The sequence below is a fragment of the Paenibacillus sp. BK033 genome (assembly GCF_004345425.1).
Lineage (GTDB): Bacteria > Bacillota > Bacilli > Paenibacillales > Paenibacillaceae > Pristimantibacillus.
In genome coordinates, this window is sequence record NZ_SLVP01000001.1 from 35,282 (window position 1) to 57,107 (window position 21,826).

20 protein-coding genes and 1 pseudogene are annotated in these 21,826 nt (G+C 48.8%); 10 read left to right on the top strand and 11 right to left on the bottom strand.

What is annotated here, in order from left to right; all coding sequences use genetic code 11:
- Positions 1–97: 97 nt before the first annotated feature.
- From EV294_RS00125 to EV294_RS00145, 5 genes are all read left to right on the top strand, one after another.
- Positions 98–343: a DUF7667 family protein gene (locus tag EV294_RS00125; RefSeq protein WP_207918076.1), complete on the top strand. Its 246-nt coding sequence runs from the start codon at positions 98–100 to the stop codon at positions 341–343.
- A 309-nt stretch (positions 344–652) separates the two neighbouring features.
- A complete protein-coding gene (locus tag EV294_RS00130; RefSeq protein WP_165930538.1) occupies positions 653–1,384 on the top strand; it encodes a hypothetical protein in 732 nt (243 codons plus the stop codon).
- Between the two features lie 12 nt (positions 1,385–1,396).
- On the top strand, positions 1,397–3,085 hold the full coding sequence (locus tag EV294_RS00135; protein WP_132303022.1) for a vWA domain-containing protein: 1,689 nt from the start codon (positions 1,397–1,399) through the stop codon (positions 3,083–3,085).
- Between the two features lie 21 nt (positions 3,086–3,106).
- The gene (locus EV294_RS00140; protein ID WP_132303023.1) at positions 3,107–4,246 is read left to right on the top strand and encodes a toxic anion resistance protein; all 1,140 of its coding nucleotides are present in this window, start codon (positions 3,107–3,109) and stop codon (positions 4,244–4,246) included.
- Positions 4,247–4,293: 47 nt separating this feature from the next.
- On the top strand, positions 4,294–4,632 hold the full coding sequence (locus EV294_RS00145) for a DUF1801 domain-containing protein (RefSeq protein WP_132305151.1): 339 nt from the start codon (positions 4,294–4,296) through the stop codon (positions 4,630–4,632).
- A 105-nt stretch (positions 4,633–4,737) separates the two neighbouring features.
- On the opposite strand, the gene EV294_RS00150 is transcribed toward EV294_RS00145, so the two are convergent.
- The 4 genes from EV294_RS00150 to EV294_RS00165 are packed head-to-tail and all read right to left on the bottom strand — an operon-like array spanning position 4,738 to position 7,536.
- Positions 4,738–5,121: a hypothetical protein gene (locus tag EV294_RS00150; protein WP_132303024.1), complete on the bottom strand. Its 384-nt coding sequence runs from the start codon at positions 5,119–5,121 to the stop codon at positions 4,738–4,740.
- A 3-nt stretch (positions 5,122–5,124) separates the two neighbouring features.
- Positions 5,125–6,546 (bottom strand): hypothetical protein, encoded by a 1,422-nt coding sequence (locus EV294_RS00155; protein ID WP_132303025.1) that lies wholly within the window; start codon positions 6,544–6,546, stop codon positions 5,125–5,127.
- A gap of 3 nt (positions 6,547–6,549) precedes the next feature.
- Positions 6,550–6,942: a hypothetical protein gene (locus EV294_RS00160; protein WP_132303026.1), complete on the bottom strand. Its 393-nt coding sequence runs from the start codon at positions 6,940–6,942 to the stop codon at positions 6,550–6,552.
- 30 nt (positions 6,943–6,972) lie between these two features.
- A complete protein-coding gene (locus EV294_RS00165; RefSeq protein WP_132303027.1) occupies positions 6,973–7,536 on the bottom strand; it encodes a hypothetical protein in 564 nt (187 codons plus the stop codon).
- 302 nt (positions 7,537–7,838) lie between these two features.
- On the opposite strand from EV294_RS00165, the gene EV294_RS00170 reads away from it, so the two are divergent.
- The 4 genes from EV294_RS00170 (at position 7,839) to EV294_RS00185 (ending at position 14,150) form a co-directional block, all read left to right on the top strand.
- Positions 7,839–10,991, top strand: a complete 3,153-nt coding sequence (locus EV294_RS00170; protein ID WP_132303028.1) for an S-layer homology domain-containing protein — start codon at positions 7,839–7,841, stop codon at positions 10,989–10,991.
- Positions 10,992–11,141: 150 nt separating this feature from the next.
- Positions 11,142–12,293, top strand: coding sequence for a HupE/UreJ family protein (locus EV294_RS00175; RefSeq protein ID WP_132303029.1), 1,152 nt, complete (start codon positions 11,142–11,144; stop codon positions 12,291–12,293).
- 21 nt (positions 12,294–12,314) lie between these two features.
- Complete coding sequence (locus tag EV294_RS00180; RefSeq protein ID WP_132303030.1) at positions 12,315–13,577, top strand: tetratricopeptide repeat protein; 1,263 nt, start codon at positions 12,315–12,317, stop codon at positions 13,575–13,577.
- Between the two features lie 24 nt (positions 13,578–13,601).
- Positions 13,602–14,150: a HupE/UreJ family protein gene (locus EV294_RS00185; protein ID WP_132303031.1), complete on the top strand. Its 549-nt coding sequence runs from the start codon at positions 13,602–13,604 to the stop codon at positions 14,148–14,150.
- Here the strand turns inward: EV294_RS00185 and hxlB are convergent, their stop codons facing one another.
- The 3 genes from hxlB to EV294_RS00200 form a co-directional block, all read right to left on the bottom strand.
- Positions 14,151–14,705, bottom strand: coding sequence for a 6-phospho-3-hexuloisomerase (hxlB, locus tag EV294_RS00190; RefSeq protein WP_132303032.1), 555 nt, complete (start codon positions 14,703–14,705; stop codon positions 14,151–14,153).
- Positions 14,706–14,711: 6 nt separating this feature from the next.
- A complete protein-coding gene (gene hxlA, locus EV294_RS00195) occupies positions 14,712–15,341 on the bottom strand; it encodes a 3-hexulose-6-phosphate synthase (RefSeq protein ID WP_132303033.1) in 630 nt (209 codons plus the stop codon).
- A gap of 212 nt (positions 15,342–15,553) precedes the next feature.
- Positions 15,554–15,967 carry a winged helix-turn-helix transcriptional regulator gene (locus tag EV294_RS00200; protein WP_165930539.1) on the bottom strand — a complete coding sequence of 138 codons (414 nt, stop codon included), beginning with the start codon at positions 15,965–15,967 and terminating at the stop codon, positions 15,554–15,556.
- 128 nt (positions 15,968–16,095) lie between these two features.
- On the opposite strand from EV294_RS00200, the gene EV294_RS00205 reads away from it, so the two are divergent.
- Positions 16,096–17,592 carry a methyl-accepting chemotaxis protein gene (locus EV294_RS00205; RefSeq protein WP_132303035.1) on the top strand — a complete coding sequence of 499 codons (1,497 nt, stop codon included), beginning with the start codon at positions 16,096–16,098 and terminating at the stop codon, positions 17,590–17,592.
- Positions 17,593–17,626: 34 nt separating this feature from the next.
- Here EV294_RS00205 and EV294_RS00210 read toward each other — a convergent pair whose 3' ends face one another.
- The 4 genes and pseudogenes from EV294_RS00210 to EV294_RS00225 all read right to left on the bottom strand — a co-directional run bounded on the left by EV294_RS00210 (position 17,627) and on the right by EV294_RS00225 (position 21,731).
- Positions 17,627–17,848 carry a hypothetical protein gene (locus EV294_RS00210; protein WP_132303036.1) on the bottom strand — a complete coding sequence of 74 codons (222 nt, stop codon included), beginning with the start codon at positions 17,846–17,848 and terminating at the stop codon, positions 17,627–17,629.
- A 1-nt stretch (position 17,849) separates the two neighbouring features.
- The gene (locus tag EV294_RS00215) at positions 17,850–19,022 is read right to left on the bottom strand and encodes a Ger(x)C family spore germination protein (RefSeq protein WP_132303037.1); all 1,173 of its coding nucleotides are present in this window, start codon (positions 19,020–19,022) and stop codon (positions 17,850–17,852) included.
- Positions 19,019–20,110, bottom strand: a complete 1,092-nt coding sequence (locus EV294_RS00220) for a GerAB/ArcD/ProY family transporter (RefSeq protein ID WP_132303038.1) — start codon at positions 20,108–20,110, stop codon at positions 19,019–19,021. The genes EV294_RS00215 and EV294_RS00220 overlap by 4 nt, the downstream gene beginning before the upstream one ends.
- A 19-nt stretch (positions 20,111–20,129) precedes the next feature.
- Positions 20,130–21,731, bottom strand: a pseudogene (locus EV294_RS00225) (spore germination protein).
- Between the last annotated feature and the right edge of the window lie 95 nt (positions 21,732–21,826).

Sequence of the window (21,826 nt, forward strand, 5' to 3'; positions counted from 1 at the left end):
CCCTTGCGGCATTTATGTTACCAAGGCAAGGCTTTGAAGCTCTCTTTTTTGGTCATACTGACAATAAAGGTAAGGGACGATAGAGGAGGGGCAAAGTATGACCATTCTGCCGATACATGAGCGGCTTGCTGAGCTGTGGATCATTCGAGGGAGCAGGGATCTGACCAAGGAAGAACAAGCGGACTTCGAGCACTGCCTGTCGGTCAATGCTAAGCATATTAGACAAATCGCCCATTTGCATAATTTATCACTAGCCGCGTCCATGGCCGGAGATGCCGCATGGCAGCAAGAGATTAGCTTAAGACGGGAGAAGCTGATCGGCCAGCCGCCTCGTTCTTCGTAATGATCGCGTGGACGACAAAATATCCTTACAACGGAAGTCGCATAATCTGCGGCTTTTTATTTTTGCCAGAAGCCGTGAAAGCAGGTCCTAATCTTCAGAGCATTTCTAAGGATCGTCTCGAAAAAGGAAACGTTATCCGCAGCACGCCCGTATATGCCCCATAACGGATATTCATGAATTTGTAAACGTTAAGCGAACTTTCTAGATTTTATACTCCTATCCATAAATTTTTCGCCCCAGGATTTAACATTGTTGTACAATGATAAGGAGTCGAGAAAAATTTTCCTGCAGGGGAGTGTTCGATTAGGCGTGACTAAATACATAAAGCTGCTTGGTTTGACACTTGGTGTCATAGCGTTGAATATCGTCGTTTTCTCCCGCGGTTTTATTGGGATAGAGATTGGCCGCAATGCGCTTTCTTCGGCAATAGGCGTGACTTTTCTCGTCGCAAGCGCCATTACGCTCACTTATGGGTGTTACCGATTCCTATTTAAAGCCCCGGCAGTTCTGCCGGTGAAGGAGATAAAGACGCATGACGATTATGTCGAGGCATTATCTCGCTTCCGGCGCATTAAAGTTTTAGAAGAGGATATCGGTTTGGCTTTGCGCCAATTGGAACGCCTGCAGAAGAAAAGGAGCACGCTGCTCGAGGTGTTGAAGCAGCGTTTCGATCCCGCCGAACTGAGCTATAAGAAGTTTGCTTCCGTCATCCACGAAGTGGAGAAGCTTTTCTACTTGAATGTCAGGAGCATCCTCAATCGGCTGCTTACGTTCGACGCGTCGGAGTTCGAAAGCGTTTCGGGCCGGAAGCCGTCGCCATTGCCGCCGGAGCTATTGCAAGCCAGAAAAAACGTGTATGGCGAATACCTTTCCTTCACCAAGCAGTCGCTCGGCACAAACGAGGAAATCTTGTTGAAGCTGGATCAGCTCATGCTGGAGATCTCCCGTTTGGATAGTTTGGAGCCGGGCGACATCGACAGCATGCCTTGCATGCGGGAAATCGACACGTTGATCAAACAAACCCAATACTACAAGAATTAAGAGGTGGCCTGGATGCAAAAAAAGAGTTCGTTTTTATGGATATCCGTTGTTCTTCTGGTTGTCGTTTTCGGGCTTGTATATGCCGGGGTAACCTTGACCTCCAATCTCGGCAAATCGAAAGCGGAGGTGACGGCTGAGAATGCGGGGGATCGGCTGAACAAGCTGTACAAAGCGATATCTCCCGCTGCCGAAACGCCAGTGAAGGGCCAAATCGACCTGGATCCCGTCGATGTCGCTTCGTCCTTGCCGGACATCAGCAAGTTTCCCGTCACGGTGAACAATGCGAACGACAATTTCGTCGAGATTTTCTCGTCCACGGAAAAGTCGGGAACGGGCGTCGACGGATGGCTGACGGACGTCGCGACCGAATTTAACAAGGCGAATATAACCGTGAACGGAAAGCCCGTGTCGGTCAAAATACGCAATATCGCATCGGGCACGGCCACGGACTATATCAAATCCGGCAAGTACGTCCCCGATGCATTCACTCCTTCCAATGAACTATGGGGCGAAATGGTTAAGGCAAGCGGGGTTAACACGCAGCTCGTGACCAAACGTTTAGTCGGCAATGTTCCCGGAATCGTCATCGCCAAAGCGAAGTACGATGCCATGATCGACAAGTACGGCTCCGTCAATATTCAATCCGTCACGGAAGCTATCGCCAATAACGAGCTCTCCATGGGGTATACCGATCCCTTCGCAAGCTCCACGGGCTTGAATTTTTTGGTAACAGCACTTCATACCTTCGATAGTACTGATTTGTTGAGCGATAAAGCGGTGCAAGAGTTCGAAAAGTTCCAGTCCAATGTGCCGTTTATCGCCTCCACGACCATTCAGATGCGTGATGCGGCCAAGTCCGGCGCCCTGGACGGATTCGTGCTTGAATACCAGACGTACGTCAATGCCGCGGAGTTGAAGAACGGTTACGTATTTACGCCGTTTGGCTTCAGACACGATAGTCCGCTCTACGCGTTGGGCGATCTGCCGCAGGAGAAGCTGGATATTCTCAAGAAATTTGCCGAGTTCGTTACGCAAGACAAGTACATGAAGACCGCGCAGGAAAAAGGATTTAACGGACTTGAAACCTACAAGACGGAGCTTGCCCCCGTGGATGGCGACCTGCTTATATCGGCGCAAAAGGTATGGAAAGAGAAGAAGAACGGCAGCAAGCCGATCACTGCGGTTTTCGTCACCGACGTTTCCGGCAGTATGGACGGCGAACCGCTGAATCGTTTGAAGGAGTCGCTTTTAAAGGGACAGAAATACCTGGGCAGGGACAACAGCATCGGTCTCGTCTCGTATTCGGACGGCGTCACCATCAAGCTGCCGATCGCCAAGTACGACACGAATCAGCAATCCTTATTCGTCGGAGCGGTCAATAGTCTGCAGTCCGGTGGCGGGACGGCTACCTTCGACGGCATCGTCGTAGCGCTGAAGCTGCTCGAGGATCAATTGGCGGTCGACCCCAACACCAAACCCGTCATCTTCGTCCTAAGCGACGGCGAGACGAACCAGGGCTATACGCTGAAGGATATTAAGGGATTAATCGAGACGTATAAGATTCCGATCTACACGATTGGCTACAACGCTAATATTCAAGCGCTTCAGAATATTTCCAGCATCAACGAAGCAGCCAGCATTAACGCGGATACGGACGATGTTGTCTACAAGATCGGCAATCTATTCAATGTGCAAATGTAACTCATTCGAGGGGGGATTTCAATGGCATTTTCAATGAACGTATCCAGTCCGGAGGAGCTGAAGGCGGAGATCGAGCCTACCATACGGCCATTACCGGAGGAAGAGGCAAAGCTGAAGGAAGAAGCGGATTCGAACGTCGAGATGATTATGGCGATGGATGTCGAGTCCCTGGAACAGCGCAAAGAGATTCTTCGATCAATCGACGCCTACGGTCTGAACACCATGCAACGCTCTTCCGACAAAAACACCCTGCTGCAGGTATCGGTTGGCAATCTTGCGAAATCGGGCGATGAGGGCGGCCCGGTTGCGAAGGGACTGGCCGAATTGCATACGCAGCTGAAGGATCTGGATCCAAGCATGATCGACTTCGCCAAGAAGGGATTTCTCGGCAAACTATTTAATCCGCTGCGTGCGTACTTCCTCAAGTTTGAGAAGGCCGATGCTGTGATTGCCGATATTGTGGTGTCGCTGGATAAAGGCGGTGCCATGCTCAGAAACGACAACACGACGTTGGAGCTCGAACAGCATGAAATCCGAAAGCTAACCAAAACGCTCAAGAAGGAAATTCAGCTTGGGATGCTTATGGACGAATCCATCGAAGCCCAAATCGAAGCAGCCAAAAGCCGCGGCGAAGACTCGGAGAGGATTCGGTTCATAACGGAGGAAATCCTGTTCCCGATGCGCCAGCGCGTCATGGATTTGCAGCAAATGCTGGTCGTTAACCAGCAGGGAATCTTGGCGTACGAGGTCGTCATCCGCAATAACAAGGAGCTCATTCGCGGCGTAGACCGGGCGAAGACGGTCACGATCTCTGCCTTGAAAATAGCCGTTACGGTGGCGAGCGCCTTGTATAATCAAGGCATCGTTCTCAAGAAAATCGAGCTGTTGAATCAAACCACGACGAACCTTATCGCCGGCACTTCCCGGATGCTTAAGGACCAAGGAGTCGCCATTCAACAGCAAGCCATTGAAGCCACGGTCTCGGTCGATACGTTGAAGCAAGCGTTTGCGGACGTGCTGTCCGCGTTTGATTCGATCAGCTCGTACAAACAGCAGGCGCTTCCGAAAATGAGGGAAACCATCAACCAGTTCAGGGCATTGGCCGACGATGGCGAGAAGCATATTTTGCGGCTTGAGAAGGGGAATGCATTGGGGCTGTAAGCAAAAGAATTGGATTCCATGAAAAAGTGAAAGGAGCGGCAAAAATGATGAATCAGGAAGTTTCCGCATTTATCGAGAATCTTAGTCAACCATGGCAAATCGAGTTCAGCAACCAATTACGCCAGATGGTACATCGGGTTATTCCGGAAGCCGAGGAACGTATTCAATACAAGAAGCCTCATTTCTTGAAAAATGGACATTATGCGGCAGTGATATCGCCTTCAAAAGATGCCATTGCGTTTATGATCATGAATGCTTCCGGCCTTGCATTTCCAATAGGATTCGAAGGACCGGACGAAAGGAAGTGGCTAAAAATTCGTAAAGAGGATACACCCGATTACGGTCTCCTGGCCAGCCTTCTGGAACAAGCCTCCAGAACATTGTAGCCCAATTTCAGATTTTACGTGAGGGTTAAACGAAAATAAAAGCTGTTGAGGGTTCTCAACAGCTTTTTTGCGTTATTCCGTTATTAGGTTGCAATTTTTCCGAATTTACCAACTAAGATGCCTTTTAGCGCCTAACGTGTCGGTCACATCAATCGTCAGATTGCGGATGCTCCACCGCCCGCGCTTGTAACTATGACCCTGATCGTCAAGAAAGTTTGCTAGCGGGACGCTTGATTTGCCGGCAGTCATCATCGGCGCGACATAAGTGAATTTGTGATCAATCGTTATTTTTGCATTAAACCATACGAATCCGGTTTCGTTTTGCACAATCAGATGGTTGTTCGTAAAGGTAATGTCGGCAATCGGAATCGAGCTTTTTGGAGCTTGGACACATCCTGTCAGCATCAAGACAAGTAAAACGATTACCATGCATGACGTAATGCCGCTCCTTGCTCGTTTTCTAATGCTGTTCTGCAGGTTTGTCCGCATGATCTAACGTTCCTCCCCCTTGGTTTCGACAGACAGGTCGAGGTCAAACAACAAATTGGGCGCCCCGGGATGGCCGCGGTGTACCTCTACGGCAATGACATTAGTCCCCTTTACAAGCTTGTTCAAATGGGCTTTTAGATCAATTCTGCGATAGAAAGTAAATTCATTCGCAATTGCGAGAGAGGAATCGGTTAGAACCCCGGTCAGAATGGCGTCCCGAGAGACTTCCTGGCCGTTGAGATAAACAACGTATCCGTCCTCATAGGCGATATGCAAAAATAACCCCGACAATGTCTTCGGATCATTTTTCAAATCAAACGACTTGCGGAAATAATAGGTAGGAGTCAAGCCGGCCACCAGACCGGTTTGAATATAAGACTGCCGCTCTTTGTTATTCGTGTAGCCCAAAGGAGCCCTGCCGGTCTTCCATCCTGAATCGTCGTATTCCGGACTGCGCCAATCGTATGCCGGCAAGGGAACCGGGTCCGTGTGGGAGGTCTCAATAATCGGACCTTCTCCCACCAAGTCCACTCCTTCCGGTAAAGCGGATTTGATTGAATCGTCACCCGCATGATAGTGCCACAAGGATTGAATGCCCACGAGGGAGATGTCCTGTTTCTCCTGTAAGGTCGAAAGATCCCACGAAGCCAGATTGTCGGCATTCAATTCAAGCTGATCCAGGATCTGTCCTTGTTCTTTCTCCGCTTTCACGGTCAGCGCGTTACCGTGCGCCTCCAGAACGGTAACGACAGGCGTATCCTTCAGCTTGGTCAAGTCCCATACTTTCCAGTTCTCGTATTCGGAAGATTGATATTGGGAAGGCGCTTGAGTGACGGCTAAATCAAGCACGTAGACGGAATTGCGGATGAATACCGCGCTTATTCCTGCTTCCCTGAACGTTTTCCAGACCTCGGGAAGCTTCGGATCTTCGCTCAGCCAGGCAAAAGCGAACGTTTGCTTGTTGCCATTGATCGTCTTGCGGATCCATTCCAATTGTCCGTCTCCCGCATCTTGTAAACGATCGGCATTGAGGAAGAAGAGTCTTGCGGTTCCTTGCGTAATCGAGTAGACCGATTTCCCATAACCCGAGAGCGTCTCTTTAGGCACATGCGGATAAGCCTGGCTAAAGCTCTGTTCCGTTGCGGAACCGTCATAGATCGGGTAAAGCTGAAACGACTGTGCTTCCGGATGCTTCTGCAGCAATTGATTCGACGCGGCAAAAAACGAAATGTCCCGGAATTGCTTGATCCACTCCCCGAAATCCCCTTCCTGCTGGCTGAAATACCCAAACCGGAACGAGGTTGGGGAAGCCGCGTTAGACTTGAAACCTTCCATTGGCACTTTTGTCCAAGAGAATGATCCCAACAGAATACCAATCAGCACAAGCAGCGATAATGACAGCTTAAATTTGTATAAGAAAGCCATAGTTTAACCCTCTCCCCCCGGCAATGTATTCGGCAGGGTGGGCCACCACAGGATCGTATGGTAAACGGTCGGCCAGAGAATAATCAGATTGGCAATAAAAGCAATCAGAAATCCGATTGTCCAAGGCTTTAGATTGACCTCTTTCCGTCCGAGCGTCCAATGCAGTATTGTCCATGTGCAGAGCCAGACGACGAGTCCCGCCGTTTCCTTGCCGGTGTAAGGGCCAATGGCCCACCACGAAGGGATCCAGGAACCCATCTTGAGCAAAATGGGATTAGCCTGCAGCGGATTGTAATAGCTCCATAAGTGGCTGAGAGTTGTCGCTGCGATGCCAAGCCATACCGAAAGCAGAATGGCGGCGACCTCGCCCGTTTTTCGTTGCTTTGATTCTTTCACTTTTTCTCTCTCCTATCGACTGCGTTGAAATCACACCATTTTCAGTTTCGTCATGCCGATTCCGCACGCAAATCCGATTAATAAACAAATCCAGAATAAAGTGACCAGTAAAGCGATGATTCCGCTAAGCGTCGAGCCCGCCGTGAGCTTATGCCGGAACCGGCGCAATAAAAAGGCAGCCGCGATTCCTAAAGGGAGCGGGTATAGCGAGACGAATTCTTTATATTCCATCACGATTAGATGTACCTCGGGGCTATGGTACATTAACCACTGCTGGGGACCGTCCGGTCCCCGGTAAGGAATGTAGAGCCAGTTGCCTAGCGCGATTGTTACCAGAACCAATAGGCTCGTGAGCCAAAGCACCCATTCCAGATTGACCGCGGCTCCCTTCTTGCCACGCAGCATGGGGTAGGTCAGGTGAAGGGCTTGACAGCTCATGATCACGGTGACGGTCGCTCCTAATCCGTGCAGGACGGCCTCCAGCTTATGGTTGCTGAGTCCGATGATATTAAACAAAGGTATCGATAAAAAAAGCAGTGCGGCTACGCTTGCTTGCGTAACCGCCAAATCTTTTGCACTGAACATGGATTTCATCGTCCGTTCATCTCTTTCATATTAGGGATGTCGATAATTGTAGAAAAGTAGTGTCAGAGGAATGTTAATGCTAGTTTACGAAATTGTAAACGCGTGTGATTGAGCGGAAAATTCGATGGTTAAAAATGGTTTACTTTAAAATTAATATTATCTTAAATTTTATATCAATACTTTACTAGTATAATAATTTTGGCAGTTGGCTAACGGGAATATCTGTGATTTCCGCAATCCTTTTCGTGGTACGCAGGGAACGTCAGCATAATAGCAGTGGTGTGTCCGATATCAGCAAGGTAAGGAGGAAGATGATAGGTTTTGACTGGAATATGGAAAAGACCGAACAGGATTCTATCGTTCCGACTGCTAATGACAAAGAAGGGGATGACAAAGTGAAGGTGAAGTTAAAGGCCAAGTGGAAAGGTTTAACCTTGGCTCTATTCGTATGTACGGTTCTGTTTACGATCGGTGCTTACAACGTGTCGGCTGACAGCACGATTATCAAGGGGCCTTATTTATTGTTCGAGGGACAAAACAGCTCGATGAGCGTCATGTGGCAGACGAGCGATAACCAGCCGAATACGATCAAGTGGGGGACGGATACCTCTTATTCATTAGGAGAACAGTCCGTGGAAACCTACGGTAGCGATAACCAGCACAAGTTCACGATCACCGGGCTGCAGCCCGGTACCAAGTATTACTACGAGGTAGACGGTCAAGCAGGTTCGTTCGTTGCCGCTCCCGCGGATGACGCTACTTCCGTGAAGTTCCTCTCTTACGGGGACAGCCGTACACAACCGGCTTATCAGGATCAGGTAGCCGACCTGGCTCGGAAGGCGTATGCCGAAGACCCAGCCTATCAATCGATTCTCTTGAATAGCGGGGATATTGCTTCTAGCGACTCCGAAAGCAACTGGACCGCTCAATATTTCGTGCCTGAATCAACCTATCCGCAGATGCACGCACTTCAAACCGAAGTGCCAATGATGGGGGCAAGGGGCAATCATGAGGGCGTTGGTTCCGTTTATGAGAAGTACTACCCGTATCCGTACGTGGATGACTTCTACTGGTCCTTCGATTACGGTCCGGTCCATGTTTCGGTAATCGATGAATATGCGGACTTTAAGGAAGGCTCGGCGCAGTATAACTGGCTGATCAACGATCTTGCCACGACGGACAAGCCGTGGAAAATCGTAATGGGCCATCAGCCTGCCTGGGGTGCCGGTACGCACGAGAACAATACCGATGTCCAAAAATACATTCACCCTATCCTGAAGAAGTTCGGGGTGCCGTTGTATCTTAACGGACACAATCATAACTATGCCCGCGCCGAAGTTGACGGGATCGAATACCTGACTTCCGGCGGCGGCGGCGCTCCATCGTACGATGTAGACCCAAGCTGGCCGAATATCGTCAAGGCTGACAAGTCGTACTTCTTGACCTTGTTCGATGTTGAAGGGGATACCATGAAAGTAACCTCCAAGCGGATTGACGGCACGGAGATCGAGACCATCACGGTTCACAACACGCCGCAGGAAGCTCTGGATATCGCCAAGGCAACTCTTGCTGCGGATAAAGATACGCTGCAAACGGACGTTCCTGAAAGCAGCGTTAAGCTTGATTTGACGGCTGTTGACAGTAAGGATGCCGCTGTGGATCTGTCGAATGCCAATATGAGCTACAAAACGGATAAACCGGATTTGGTTTCCATTGCTTCGGACGGAACAGTGACCGTCAAGAAGAAGCCCGTGTTTAATGAATCGGTTCAGGTTTGGGCTGAGATCTATAACGCAGGCGAGATTGTGAAATCCAATACATTAACGATCAATGTCAAAAATCCGGATGGGCTGGCCGAAGTTACGTTAGCATCGGATCACGATACGTTGACCGGCGATGCGAATTCTTCCGCTAAGCTAAGCTTATCGGCGAAGGACAATTTGGGAGCGGCCATGGATCTTTCTTCGGCCGAGGTCAAATACACTTCCAGCGCTGATGATATCGTAGCTATCTCTGCTGACGGCGTCGTAACAGTGAAAAATAAACCTCTTCGCGCTACGTCCGTATCGATTGAGGCGGAAGTTACTGTTGAGGGCAAAACGGCTACTAGTAACAAAGTATCTATTGTTATAGGCGCATTGCCGAGTGGAGATTCCCACCTGCTTATAGCGCCAATCAAAACTCCATATGACGATATGGAAGAAAAAGCGGACGGATCTTTGGATATGGATAGTTCCGACTTGGAAATTGTACAGGAAGAAAGCGTGCAGCAGATCGGACTTCGGTTTGCGGGTCTGGGTCTTCCTAAAGGGGCAAAGATTGTTGACGCCTATGTTCAGTTTTCCGTTGATGAGCCGGACAAAAACCTTAATCCGTTTGACGTGAGCATTTATGCGGAGGCAGTTGCCAATTCGCTTCCGGATAAACCGGGCAATATTTCGTCACGTGTGAAGTCGGAAAATTTTGTAAGCTGGAAGGATATACCGGAATGGACGGTAGAACACGAATCCGGTCCAAATCAACAAACTCCTAACCTGGCATCCTTGGTTCAGCAAATCGTAAATATGGACGACTGGAAAGAAGGAAATGCCATCACATTCCTTCTCACCGGTAAAGGTACAAGAACCGCTGAGTCTTTTGAAGGCGCAGGGGAAAATGCAGATCAAGTTGCACATCTCTATGTTGTTTATACAACAGATGATACGACAACTCCAGGCGACGGCGGCACACCAGGAGGCGGAACACCGGGTAACGGCACACCAGGAGGCGGAACACCGGGTAACGGCACACCAGGAGGCGGAACACCGGGTAACGGCACACCAGGAGGCGGAACTCCGGGCGGCGGAACACCGGGCAACGGAACTCCAGCGAATCCGGGTAACGGCGGCGGAACGCCGGTCATTCCGGCTAATCCGTTCAAAGACGTAGACTCGCATTATGAGTGGGCAAAAGATGCCATTGCCGTGCTTGCCGACAAGGGCATTATTAACGGCACGACGTCCACAACCTTCGAGCCTGGCAAGCAAATTACGCGTGCCGATTTCATGGTAATGCTCGTTCGCATGCTGGACCTGAAGGCTGACGTAACGTCCAACTTCAGCGACGTGAAATCGAGCGACTATTATTATAATGCTCTTGGCGTCGTTAAGGCGCTTGGCATTGCCAACGGAATGGGCGACAACGAGTTCAATCCGCGCGCGTTCATCACGCGTCAGGACATGATGGTTCTGATGAGCCGTGCGATGGAAGTGACCGGCAAGCTTGCCTTGAGCGGCGATCCGGCAGAGCTGAATAGCTTTAAGGATAAATCGAAGATTTCGTCTTACGCGGTTGATGCGGCTGCCGACATGGTTAAAGCAGGCATCGTGCAAGGCAGCGCTTCGGCGCTGAATCCAACCGGTCAAGCTACACGTGCGGAAACGGCACAAATGATCTATCGTCTCTATCTGCTGCTGCAGCAGTAAGGCAGCCTCTAAGCGGGCTGTAGTAAGTGAAAGCAGCAACATAACTAAAGGAAATGGCGGCGTCAGGGTTTCTATCCTTTCGCCGCCATTGCCTATTATGAATTCGTTGTCTTATTTACAAGACTATAAAGAAGAAATGAGTGCATCGTGATGTTTACAAGAGGATTCAGAAAACTAGCGGCTTTGATCCTGGGAATCGCCTTATTGCTTGCCGGAGTTACACCCGTTTTTGCACACGATATGTACCTCGGAGCATCGAAATGGGCTTTTGGCAAGGATCGAATATTGTCCACGATAGAGCTCGACCCCGCAGTTTTCCAACAATTGAAGGGGATTAAGGAGCTTGGATATGACCTTGAGAATCTGAACGATGACCAGCTTCGCGTTATAACAAACGACATTCTTCAACCGTATATCGACGAGAAGCTAGCTGTTTCCATCAATGACCGGGAATATCCGATAAAGGTAGACCATTTAAAGAGAGAAGGGACATTCTGGGTCATTTGGCTGAGAATCAATGACGTTGATTTTGATTGGACAGAAAACAAAGTAAAAATTAACTATCATCTATTAAATGAAGAGACTAAAGGCCAGCACGTGAATATCGGCTATATCTATTTTACCGATGCGGATGACGATTCGGTTCAGGGAGTCTTCGATAAGACTCAGCCGGACTTGCAGTATATATTCGATTCCAACCATACCACATGGGAATTTTCCGACAAATCCGCCGCCTTTTTATCTGAAATCTCTACCTATTTCGTACTTGGAATCAAGCATATTTTAACCGGGTATGATCATATCGCCTTCTTGCTGGCTCTTATTGTGATTGGTCTAACGGCTAAAGAGGCTCTGAAAATTATTACGGCGTTTACGGTGGCGCACAGTATTACGTTGCTGCTGGCGGCCTTAGATATTATCAATCTCAACTCCAGGTTTGTCGAAAGTGTTATTGCCTTATCCATCTGTTATATCGCGATGGAAAACCTGTTCATCAAGCAGATCAATTATCGGTGGCTGGTTACCTTTATGTTCGGGCTGGTGCACGGCTTTGGCTTTGCCAGCGTTCTTCAGGAATATGTCGCGGACAAATCGAATCTTGTTCAATCCGTCGTTTCGTTTAACGTCGGCGTAGAGTTTGGACAGCTGATGATTCTGCTAATCACGCTTCCTCTTCTCTATGTGTTAAAGAAAAAGTTCTCTCTTCGAACCATTACCGTTGCAGCTTCCTCCGTCATTTTTATTGTTGGATTCCTTTGGTTCGTCGATCGGATATTCAACTTGCAACTCGTACCATTCTAAGAATAGGAAGAAGAGAACCTCATGAAGAAGCTACTTGCATCACTTCTGATGATTATTATGGCCTTCGTTACATTTTCCGGTGTCGGTATGGCTCAAGGCAGCTCCGAAGATGTCGTGCGGGACTACAGTAATAAATCGAACCAATATTTTGCGGCGAAGGATTATTTGCAGGCGGCGATAACGCTGGAAGAGCTGCTGGCAAAGGAACCTGACCTCAACAATGAAATGGTGTACAAGCAGTTAACTCATATTTACGACGATTACTTGTTTGATTTTGAGAAGGCGCTGCATGTTTACGAGCAGTATCTGAGCCACTTCCCGAGCGGGATTTTCTCTAGTGAATTTCAGGACAGAATAACGTATCTCAAGGAAAGACGATCCGAATGGCCGATCATGCAGCGCTTTAGAAGCATTCAGTTGGAAGACGATCATCGGTCTACGCAGGATAAATTGGAGGAAGTGGAGGCGATTCTATCGCAGCATGAGGATGCGGAGCTTGCACCCGACATGCATATCTACCTCGCGAACAAGTATTTCGAAGCCGCCAACTACCAGGAAGCAAGAGAGCATGTGGAACAATACATGGACTACTTCGGCAAGGCCAGCTCCAGCCTATCAAGTGAGGATCAGGCTTCAGCCCTGCAGTTGTATGCCGACATTCTCGTAAAGCAGCATCGTTACAGCAAGGCGATCTGGGCGGTTGATCAGGCAATTGCGCTTAATGACTCAGGTGAAGATTTTAATTATACGTTGAAAAAAAGCGACATTATTAAACAGCGGAACATGCTGTATGCGTTTGTGGCTGCTCTTCTGTATGCTTTCGTTGTAGTAATATCGTTAATTTCGCTTCGATTTTGGCGGCATGTTCATTTGCACAGCCATGCAAGGCAGCTAGTCAGGCCGCTGCAGCTGCTTGCCGTCGTTACGCTTGGTCCTATGTTCACCTTGATTATTAAGCGGGAACCGCAAACGAACATTCAGTTTTTCTGCTGGCTGTTCGGCTTATCTGTTGTTTTCCTGATCGTAACAAAGCTGTTTGCCCCATACTTCGTAAAATCAGGCCGAGTAGCTTATATTGCCATGAGTGGGTTAAATATGGCGGCCGCGTCGTTTATGGCTTATTATTTCACGATTTACAGTGGAAGGCAGACCCGTATTAACGCGTTAATCGAAGTATATGCAGATCCGCTGACAAGGCTGTTCCTTTGGTTGATGTGGGGCTCGGTTATTGCGGTTCTAATCATTAATGCAAGCTCTAGTTATGTTTTCTCCAAAAAAAAATAATGGCTCATCAGGAGGGTCCATCAGATGATTTCGGCGTTCTTTTCGTTTTTGAGACTAGGCATGGAGCATATATTGACCGGCTATGATCATTTGTTATTTATCTTTTCGTTGTTAATTGCAAGGCAAACGATTAAACAATATGCGGCGGTTATTACGGCGTTTACCGTCGCACACTGCTTAACCTTGACTTTAACGGTGCTTGACATCATTAACGTACCGGCTATGATTGTCGAACCGGCGATTGCCCTTAGTATTTGCTATGTCGCGATTGAGAATATTTTCAAAAAGAATGTGAGAAATCGCTGGATGATTACTTTTGTTTTCGGGTTAATTCACGGAATGGGGTTTGCCGATTTATTAAAAGGGATGCATCTGGCGAAAAATGATTTAGCTTTTAATATATTTAGTTTCAATTTAGGAATAGAAATCGCTCAGCTGGGAATTCTGGCAGTCTTGTTGCCGCTTCTCCTCTTGATTCAGAAATGGAAATATTCTGTGAGAGTAGTCCATTTTTGTTCAGCGGTAGCTTTTTTATTAGGCGGCTTGTGGTTAACCGAAAGAATACTTTTCTAATTATTCCAGATTCGCGTGATTGCCGTACATGGCTGCGCCCTGCAGCTCCTGCAGCTCCATCAGGTTCAGCACGATGGTATCGAGCAGAAGCAACAGGCTTTGCTCGAACAGGGTTCCCATCGGCTGGCTGGAGCCTTCTCCCGCCGTGCTGTCTTTTGTTACCGCGGGGATTATGGCCTTGGTTGTGGCCAAGCTGCCTAAGGTTGATTCCGGAACAATGGTGACCACGCCTACGGCCGCGCCAATGCTTAGGGCTTTGGCGGTCATGCTTGTCAGCGTTTTGGTCTCGCCGGAGCCCGAGCCGATGAGCAGCAGATCCCCTTCCGCAATGCCCGGCGTAACGGTCTCGCCTACGACGAAAACGCGAAATCCCATATGCATCAAGCGCATGGCAAATGCCCGCATCATCAGTCCGGAGCGTCCGGCTCCGGCTACAAATATGTTTTCCGCTTCCGTTATCCGCTTCGTTAACGCCTCGATCTCGCTTGGCTTAACGGCCTCAAGCGTACGCTCCAGCTCTTGAAGAATGGAGAATGCTGCACTTAGCGTACTCATCGTCCGTTATCCCTTGATCAGCTGCTGCATTTGAGCGGCAACGGCTTGCTTGTCCTCTGCGCCGGTAATACCGCCGCCAACGATAACCAGATCCGGCTGGGCGCTGATGACTGCAGGCAGGGTTTGAAGCTTGATCCCGCCCGCGATCGCGGTTTTAGCCTGCTTCACGACGCGTTTAATCGTAGCCAGATCCTCGAACGAATTTTTTCCGTCTGCCTGATGGTCGTAACCGGAATGAACGCAAATGTAATCCACGCCAAGATTATCGATTTCCGCTGCGCGTCCCGCAATGTCTTTTACGTTGATCATATCGACCATAATCTTTTTGCTTTGCTTGCGGGCTTCATCAACCGCTCCTTTGATCGTGGAATCGTCGGATACGCCAAGAACGGTGATGATGTCGGCGCCTGCTTCGGAAGCCTTCATCACTTCGTAACCGCCGGCATCCATAATTTTCAGATCGGCCAGCACTTTGAGCGACGGGAATTCGTCCTTGATTTCTTTGACGGCGCGGAGTCCTTCGTTAATGACAACGGGAGTTCCTATCTCAACGATATCGATATAAGGGGCAACCTCTTTTACGACTTCCTTTGCCTCCGGGATGTTAACCAAATCAAGTGCCAATTGCAGTTCCATAACATGAATCTCTCCTTTATTTTAGGTGTTGAAAGCGATGAGTTCATATTAGGGGGATACCGAATTTATTGGAAGTACGCACTTTCAAGTAAGTCCGTATCCTGCAGGAAACTACGAAATCAAAAAAAAGCAGACTCCATGCGGAGTCTGCCGGGTTTTACAACCAATGTTTCGATAACCTTTGAGAAAACCGAACTTCATGGAAATGCGGTTTAAATCTCCGCTGCTTGAAGGGGAATCGGCTCCGAATCGGAGATTCTGCCGAGTACCTCTTCCCCGTAATGCTTGCCCCAGCTGTACATCAGCTTCAGAATCGGCACCAGGCTTTCTCCATGCCGAGTCAGCTTGTATTCGACCTTCGGCGGAACAACCGGATAGACGGTCCGTTCGACAAGCTGATCCTCCTCCAGCTCGCGGAGCTGGTTCGTCAGAATCTTTTGCGTGATATGGGGAATGAGCTTTTGCAGCTCGCTGAACCGTTTCGTGCCGTCAATACCCAGATGCCAGAGGATGATCAGCTTCCATTTGCCTCCGATTAACGCAAGGGTTAATTCTTTTTCGCAATTGATTTGATCAATCTCAATTCGGGAACGAATATCTTTCGCCAACGTTAAGCACCTCCGCATAGCTACTAGTGTCACAATAGATTACAAGATTATCGGGAACATGTCTATTAAAGATGATGTCGAATAATATCGGTTTATGGTATGATCGAAATTATTGCCTATATTATGGTAAAAAAGGTGGAGAACAAATGGATTATAGGGAGACCCTGCACCGAAGAAACAAGCTGCTGGTGAATATTATTTGGGTCATGCTGCTACTCGGCGTAGCCGTTGATTTTCTGACCGGAGCCGGGATGGACTCGATTATCGTCCTCGCTATCGTAGGCACGCTTACCTGCGGCGCAACCACGATTCTGGCCTATAAAGGCTGGTTGACGAACTATATCATGTATTTCATTTCAACGATTGTTACCGTGTTAACCTTGCTGTTATTGTTAACCGGACCGATTATTACGACTTATTTTCTTGTCTATGTCAATCTTGCGATCATGACGCTTTACGGCAATTCCAGGGCAATCGGCTACTCCGGGTTAATGGGTGTCCTGCTCACGGTTTATTGTTATGCAAGTCCCGACAAAACCGAGATTTTCGGCAATAACGCTCCTACAACGATGTTTATGTACTTCTTTATGGTAGCGGTTCCGCTATACGTATCGACCAAATTCAGCGAGCGTCTGCAGCGCAATATTATTGAGCAAGGCGAGCAGGCGATGCTGGAAAACAAACGGTCGCTCGAGCTTGTGAGACAAGTCTCCTCCTCGGCGGGTCAGCTGAATTCGTTCAGCGCGAACCTGAAAGCCAATATGACAACGGCCGGTACGATTTCCAAGGAAGTGACCTCGGCCTTCTCGGAAATGACGTCAAGCATGGAAGCTCAAACGTCCAGCATGAATGACATCAGCGAAGCGATCCGCCATATCGAAGCTTCCGTGACCTCGCTTGCGGATCGTTCCGCCGAAATGAAGGAGCTGTCGGCAAGCTCAGCACTCTTAACCAAAGCCGGAAGCGAAGGAACCTCCGATCTCGAGCACGAGATGAAGCGGGTTAACGAGACGATCGATTCCTCGGTGCAGCTCATGAATGAGCTTGGCGAGCAAAATGCGAGCATCAGCGAGATTGTCGCAACCATTAAGCATATTTCGACGCAGACGAACCTGCTGGCATTGAACGCGGCAATTGAAGCCGCGCGCGCGGGCGAGCATGGCAAAGGCTTTGCCGTTGTCTCTCACGAGATCCGCAAGCTGGCGGAGACATCGCAGCAATCAACGGAGCAGATTGAGCGCATTTTGGAGAGCATCCGCACGAAGACCGTTATGGCGGCAGAGCAGGTGCTGGAAGGACAGCAATCCGTTGCCCTCAGTACGGCGGCAGCCAGCAAGGTAGCCGATGTGATGCGAGCTTTGGCGTCTGACGCCGATAAGCTCGAGAGTCATTCGGGAGAGGTCGACAATTCGGCGGAGGAGCTGCAGGAGCAATATACGAGGATTACCGGCCAGATTGTATCGATTGCCGGCTCCACGGAGCAGAATATGGCGGCAGTCCAGGAGATGTCGGCCAGCATGACGACGCAGGACAGCCGCATTATTGAGATTGTGGAGAGCTTCCTGCAGCTGGACAAGCTGACCTCCGATCTGAACGAGATGACCGAACGAAAGAATGCGGGGATAGCCATTAAAATCCAATGAAGCCCGCTTCATTGGATTTTTTTCTCTGCGCACCTTACGGCTGAATAAGCCCTTTGAGCGGCTTGAACAGGAATTCATCCAATGTAGGAGTGCCGGGCGTATCGGGAACATCGAGAAACAGGAAGATCCAGATGACACCCAGGAGGAAGAAGAACGCCGCTTTTTCCTTGACGCCCCATTTTTTTAACTTCGGCCATTCCAGCCATATGATCAGGGAAGTGCTCAAGGTGATAAATACAATAAACTGCAGCCTCATTTTATTGCACCTCCTCGTATGGCATTCCGCCGGGGGTAGTAATTAAACCCGGTTTTTTAATATCCGTTTTAATATCGTAGGTGACTCTGATTTTAGCGAATTGCTCGTCCCAATTCTCCTTTACCCGCTCCCACTCTTTTGGATATTTCTTGTGGTAAACAGTGGAGAAGCGAAGGGCGTCCGCCTTCAATTGTTGTAAATAGAGGACGGAAGCCTCAATCCGATGATGAATATCCTCGCGGAATGCGAGGTTCATTTTCTCCAGCTCCTCCGGCTTCATCGGATTCATCTTTGTACTGTTCTGGACAATGCTTCCCTCGGATTGAACTTTAACGTTCATCGACCAGTTATCCCCGTCGATATGGGGGACTAGTCTTACTTTTGTTTTTACAGGCTTTAAGGAAACCTGCTCCTCTCCGACTTCAAATGTAATGCTGTAATCCTTAACAACGTTATTGATCAGCAGGACTCCCCGCAGGAGCTTTTCTGTAATCTCGCCGGATTGCTTGCCCTTCTTCAGGATAGCGGCACCTTTCATGTAAGGGATTGTTTGAATGGGTTTGTCAGCAAGCTTGGATGGCGGCAGAATGTAGACCATGGGAAGGGTATTGACCCCGGCATCTTCTTTCAGCTCGATACTCATTTGTTCCAAGGTGACATGAAGCCCATCTTGCAGATTGGATATTTCCCGTAAAGCTTCCGACGAAGCGCGTTCGATGGGGGGAATCAGCTCAAGCGCTTCCGCCGCTTTCCCTTTGCTGATCATCATATAGGCGCGTTCCCGGGGCTGAGGATGCCGGACGAGAAAATCAAACTCCTCGCGGATACCGTTTCTCGCCAGCTCCTCGCTGAAAATAAATATTTTGCATTGTCCCCAAAACAACCTTCTTGGTATTTTGCGTTGAAGCTTGGAAAGGGCATCCGCTATATTGATTCCTTCTGCAGAACGTGTAGTTGCACGCGGACCACTCCCGCCGCTTCCGGCGGTTTGCTGTCCGCCACCCTGATTCTGAGGAATGATAACCTGCACCGTAGCCAGAATTCTATTTTTACTTCCCTTGTCAAAGGATGCTGCCGAAATCAGCGAGAGATCATTCAGTTCGGTACGGTCCCAGCATCCGGTTAAAAATAACATGGAAGTACTTATCATCATTGCGATTATCAACTTTATCATGTGATCAGCTTGCTCCATTGTTTTCTGCACAGGGCTATAATCAGCAGCAGGATAGGGATGACAAGCATGAAGGTCGACAAGTGAAACAATCCGGCCGAGTGGAGAAATCCGGAAAGCTTGAAGAAGCTTGGGAAATCCCAGAAGCAGTGAATCACAATCAGCATTCCGATTGGAAAAACAAATGGCTTGTAGTCCTTCAAGTTAAAGCAGGAGGTGAAGGACAAGACGGCAGCGTAATAAACAGCCGCGATTTTTATGAAGTTGCCAACGACCCACATAGCCAGCAGCAAAGCCTCCAGATTCTCGAAAAAATCAGCACGGGAAATATACCGGAAAGCCGTTAATACCGGATATACCTTATCCGCCGTATCGGAACCAAGCACGAACAATGAAACGAGACAAACATAGGTTAAGCTGGCAGAGACGGCCAAGAGGGAGAGGATGCTGTATTTGACCGTTTTGTTCTTATCAATAACGCTGGGAAGGAAGAAGGCGATAATCAAAAATTCGGAATACCACGAGATCGGTGCCAGCGAGCCCTGTATAACCGGAATCATTCCATGGCTCATAAACGGCAGGATGTTGCTGATCTCGAAATCCGGTATTAATAACAGCAAGAAAAATAACGGCAAAATAAAGAGCGGGGTTAACAATAACGTACTTCTGACCACCAGTTCAACACCGCCGCGTACGGCAAATGCAGCTAACAGAACCATTAAGATAACCAGGCAGAACATAGGCGTCTTGAATAAGAAATTGCCTGTCACAAATTCGGCGTATTCTCTGCAGACAATGCCGCCGGTAAATACGAAGAACTGACAATAGATAAGTCCCAGAATTTTTCCAGGCACTTTACCGATAATCCGTTCACTGTATTGAATCAGATTTTTATCCGGGTACAGACGATGCAGCTTAATCGAAATGGCAAGCACGATTCCCCCTGCCGCTATAGCCACAATAGGTGCCAGCCAGAAGTCGTTCATGGCGTAATGGGCAGAGATGCCGGGGATCGTAATAAAGCCGGTTGCCAATATAACGGAGTACATCAAAAGCGACACTTGAAAAGAAGTAATTTTTCCATGGTCCATTTCAGATCACCATACCCTTTCATTCGTCGTTTGTTCCCTGCGCCGAATTTGGCATTAGGCCCTGCGCCTGCCGGTATTTGTTGGTAACTTGGTTCAGCTCGGGCCTTTCGTCCATCATCCAGATTGGCGACCGGATAAGAATATCCTTGAGCTCGCTTTTCACCACTCCGGATAAATAAGGTACATTGAAGGATTTCAAACTGCACAAGTGGAGCACAAGGGCGATAAAGCCCGACATAATGCCGAGAAGGCCAAGCGAGCCTGCCAGCAGGATAAAAGGAAACCGAAGCAGCCGTATGGGCAGTCCGGTTATGTAACGCGGAATCATAAAGGATGAAATGCCCGTAATCGCAACAATGATAACCATTGGAGCCGATACCAGACCGGCTTGAACGGCTGCCTGCCCAATAACGAGCGCCCCCACGATACTGACGGCCGCACCGATTTGCTTCGGCAGTCTTACCCCGGCTTCGCGCAGGGCTTCGAACGTAACTTCCATCAGCAGCGCTTCAACGAGCGCGGGAAATGGCACGGCTTCGCGTGAGGTTGCCATACTGATCAACAACGAGCCAGGAACCATCTCCTGATGGAAAGTGAGCAAGGCAACATAAATAGATGGCAGCAGAAGGGAGATTGCGGCGAAAAAATAACGCAGCCATCTGATGGCCGTGCTGAACAAAAACCGCTGGTAATAATCCTCCGCCGACTGCATGAGCGAGAAGAAGGTAATAGGTACGATTAAGGCAAAAGGCGTTCCCTAGGTCAGTATCGCAACCCGGCCTTCAAGCAGGTTGCCGCACACGACGTCAGGTCTCTCGGTGCTTAAGATTTGCGGGAAGGGCGAGAGCGGGCTGTCTTCAATCAATTCTTCGATATAGCCGCTTTCGAGAATGCCGTCGATCTGAATGCGCCCGAGCCGCTCCTTGACTTCTCTCAGCAGCTCGGGTGCTGCCAAGCCTTCAATGTAGGTAATGATAATGCTTGTTTGCGTATATTCTCCGATGCAAATGGAGTCCATTTTGAGCAGGGGGCTTTTAATAACCCGGCGAATAAGGGCTCTATTGACCTGCAAGGTCTCCGTAAAGCCTTCCCGTGGCCCCCTAATGACAGATTCCGCGGTAGGCTCCTCAACGGCCCGGGCTTGCCAGTTGCTCAGGCCAATCGCAATGCCTTGGGGTTCGTCATTAAGGAATAGAAGAGGCTCCCCAATTGACAAATGTTTGATCGCCTCTTCGAAAGTCGCTACAAGCTTTGAGGAAGCGGAAGTGATCAGATGCTCGGCTACGTAGCCGATTGAAACGGTCTCGCCATTAAATCCCATCAGCGGTTCAATGACGGTCTGCTCGATTCTTGAAACATTGGCCAGTCCGTCGAAATAATAAATAACAGCCTGATTGCCGCCCCCGACGGGGAAGGAACGAATATTGAAATCGGAGCAGCCTGAATAAACCCCTTCAAGCTGTTGTTTATTCATCTCCAGGTTAGGGTATAGCGGATGAGGCCCGTCCGGCTGGCTTTGATTTTTATGGATATTCGCTGTTTTTGAATTCATCAATCGCAAGAGTCTAGATTTTCTCATAAATTTACTTTTTGCAGAATGAGTATGTCCTATTCGCGCCATTTTCGACTTTTTATTGCCTATGAGCAAGCAGATGCTATAAAAATTAATATAAACAACAAAATATAGGTATTTTCAATTCTCGCAGAGTCCATTAT

Excerpts from the sequence above, each read along its gene's own strand:
- EV294_RS00150 (WP_132303024.1), bottom strand. The coding sequence starts at position 5,121 with ATGCGGACAAACCTGCAGAACAGCATTAGAAAACGAGCAAGGAGCGGC.
- EV294_RS00205 (WP_132303035.1), top strand. The coding sequence starts at position 16,096 with ATGGATTATAGGGAGACCCTGCACCGAAGAAACAAGCTGCTGGTGAAT.
- EV294_RS00135 (WP_132303022.1), top strand. The coding sequence starts at position 1,397 with ATGCAAAAAAAGAGTTCGTTTTTATGGATATCCGTTGTTCTTCTGGTT.
- EV294_RS00210 (WP_132303036.1), bottom strand. The coding sequence starts at position 17,848 with ATGAGGCTGCAGTTTATTGTATTTATCACCTTGAGCACTTCCCTGATC.
- hxlB (WP_132303032.1), bottom strand. The coding sequence starts at position 14,705 with ATGAGTACGCTAAGTGCAGCATTCTCCATTCTTCAAGAGCTGGAGCGT.
- EV294_RS00200 (WP_165930539.1), bottom strand. The coding sequence starts at position 15,967 with ATGCGGAGGTGCTTAACGTTGGCGAAAGATATTCGTTCCCGAATTGAG.
- EV294_RS00155 (WP_132303025.1), bottom strand. The coding sequence starts at position 6,546 with ATGGCTTTCTTATACAAATTTAAGCTGTCATTATCGCTGCTTGTGCTG.
- hxlA (WP_132303033.1), bottom strand. The coding sequence starts at position 15,341 with ATGGAACTGCAATTGGCACTTGATTTGGTTAACATCCCGGAGGCAAAG.
- EV294_RS00220 (WP_132303038.1), bottom strand. The coding sequence starts at position 20,110 with ATGGACCATGGAAAAATTACTTCTTTTCAAGTGTCGCTTTTGATGTAC.
- EV294_RS00165 (WP_132303027.1), bottom strand. The coding sequence starts at position 7,536 with ATGAAATCCATGTTCAGTGCAAAAGATTTGGCGGTTACGCAAGCAAGC.
- EV294_RS00180 (WP_132303030.1), top strand. The coding sequence starts at position 12,315 with ATGAAGAAGCTACTTGCATCACTTCTGATGATTATTATGGCCTTCGTT.
- EV294_RS00185 (WP_132303031.1), top strand. The coding sequence starts at position 13,602 with ATGATTTCGGCGTTCTTTTCGTTTTTGAGACTAGGCATGGAGCATATA.
- EV294_RS00170 (WP_132303028.1), top strand. The coding sequence starts at position 7,839 with ATGATAGGTTTTGACTGGAATATGGAAAAGACCGAACAGGATTCTATC.
- EV294_RS00215 (WP_132303037.1), bottom strand. The coding sequence starts at position 19,022 with ATGATAAAGTTGATAATCGCAATGATGATAAGTACTTCCATGTTATTT.
- EV294_RS00145 (WP_132305151.1), top strand. The coding sequence starts at position 4,294 with ATGAATCAGGAAGTTTCCGCATTTATCGAGAATCTTAGTCAACCATGG.
- EV294_RS00175 (WP_132303029.1), top strand. The coding sequence starts at position 11,142 with ATGTTTACAAGAGGATTCAGAAAACTAGCGGCTTTGATCCTGGGAATC.
- EV294_RS00140 (WP_132303023.1), top strand. The coding sequence starts at position 3,107 with ATGGCATTTTCAATGAACGTATCCAGTCCGGAGGAGCTGAAGGCGGAG.
- EV294_RS00125 (WP_207918076.1), top strand. The coding sequence starts at position 98 with ATGACCATTCTGCCGATACATGAGCGGCTTGCTGAGCTGTGGATCATT.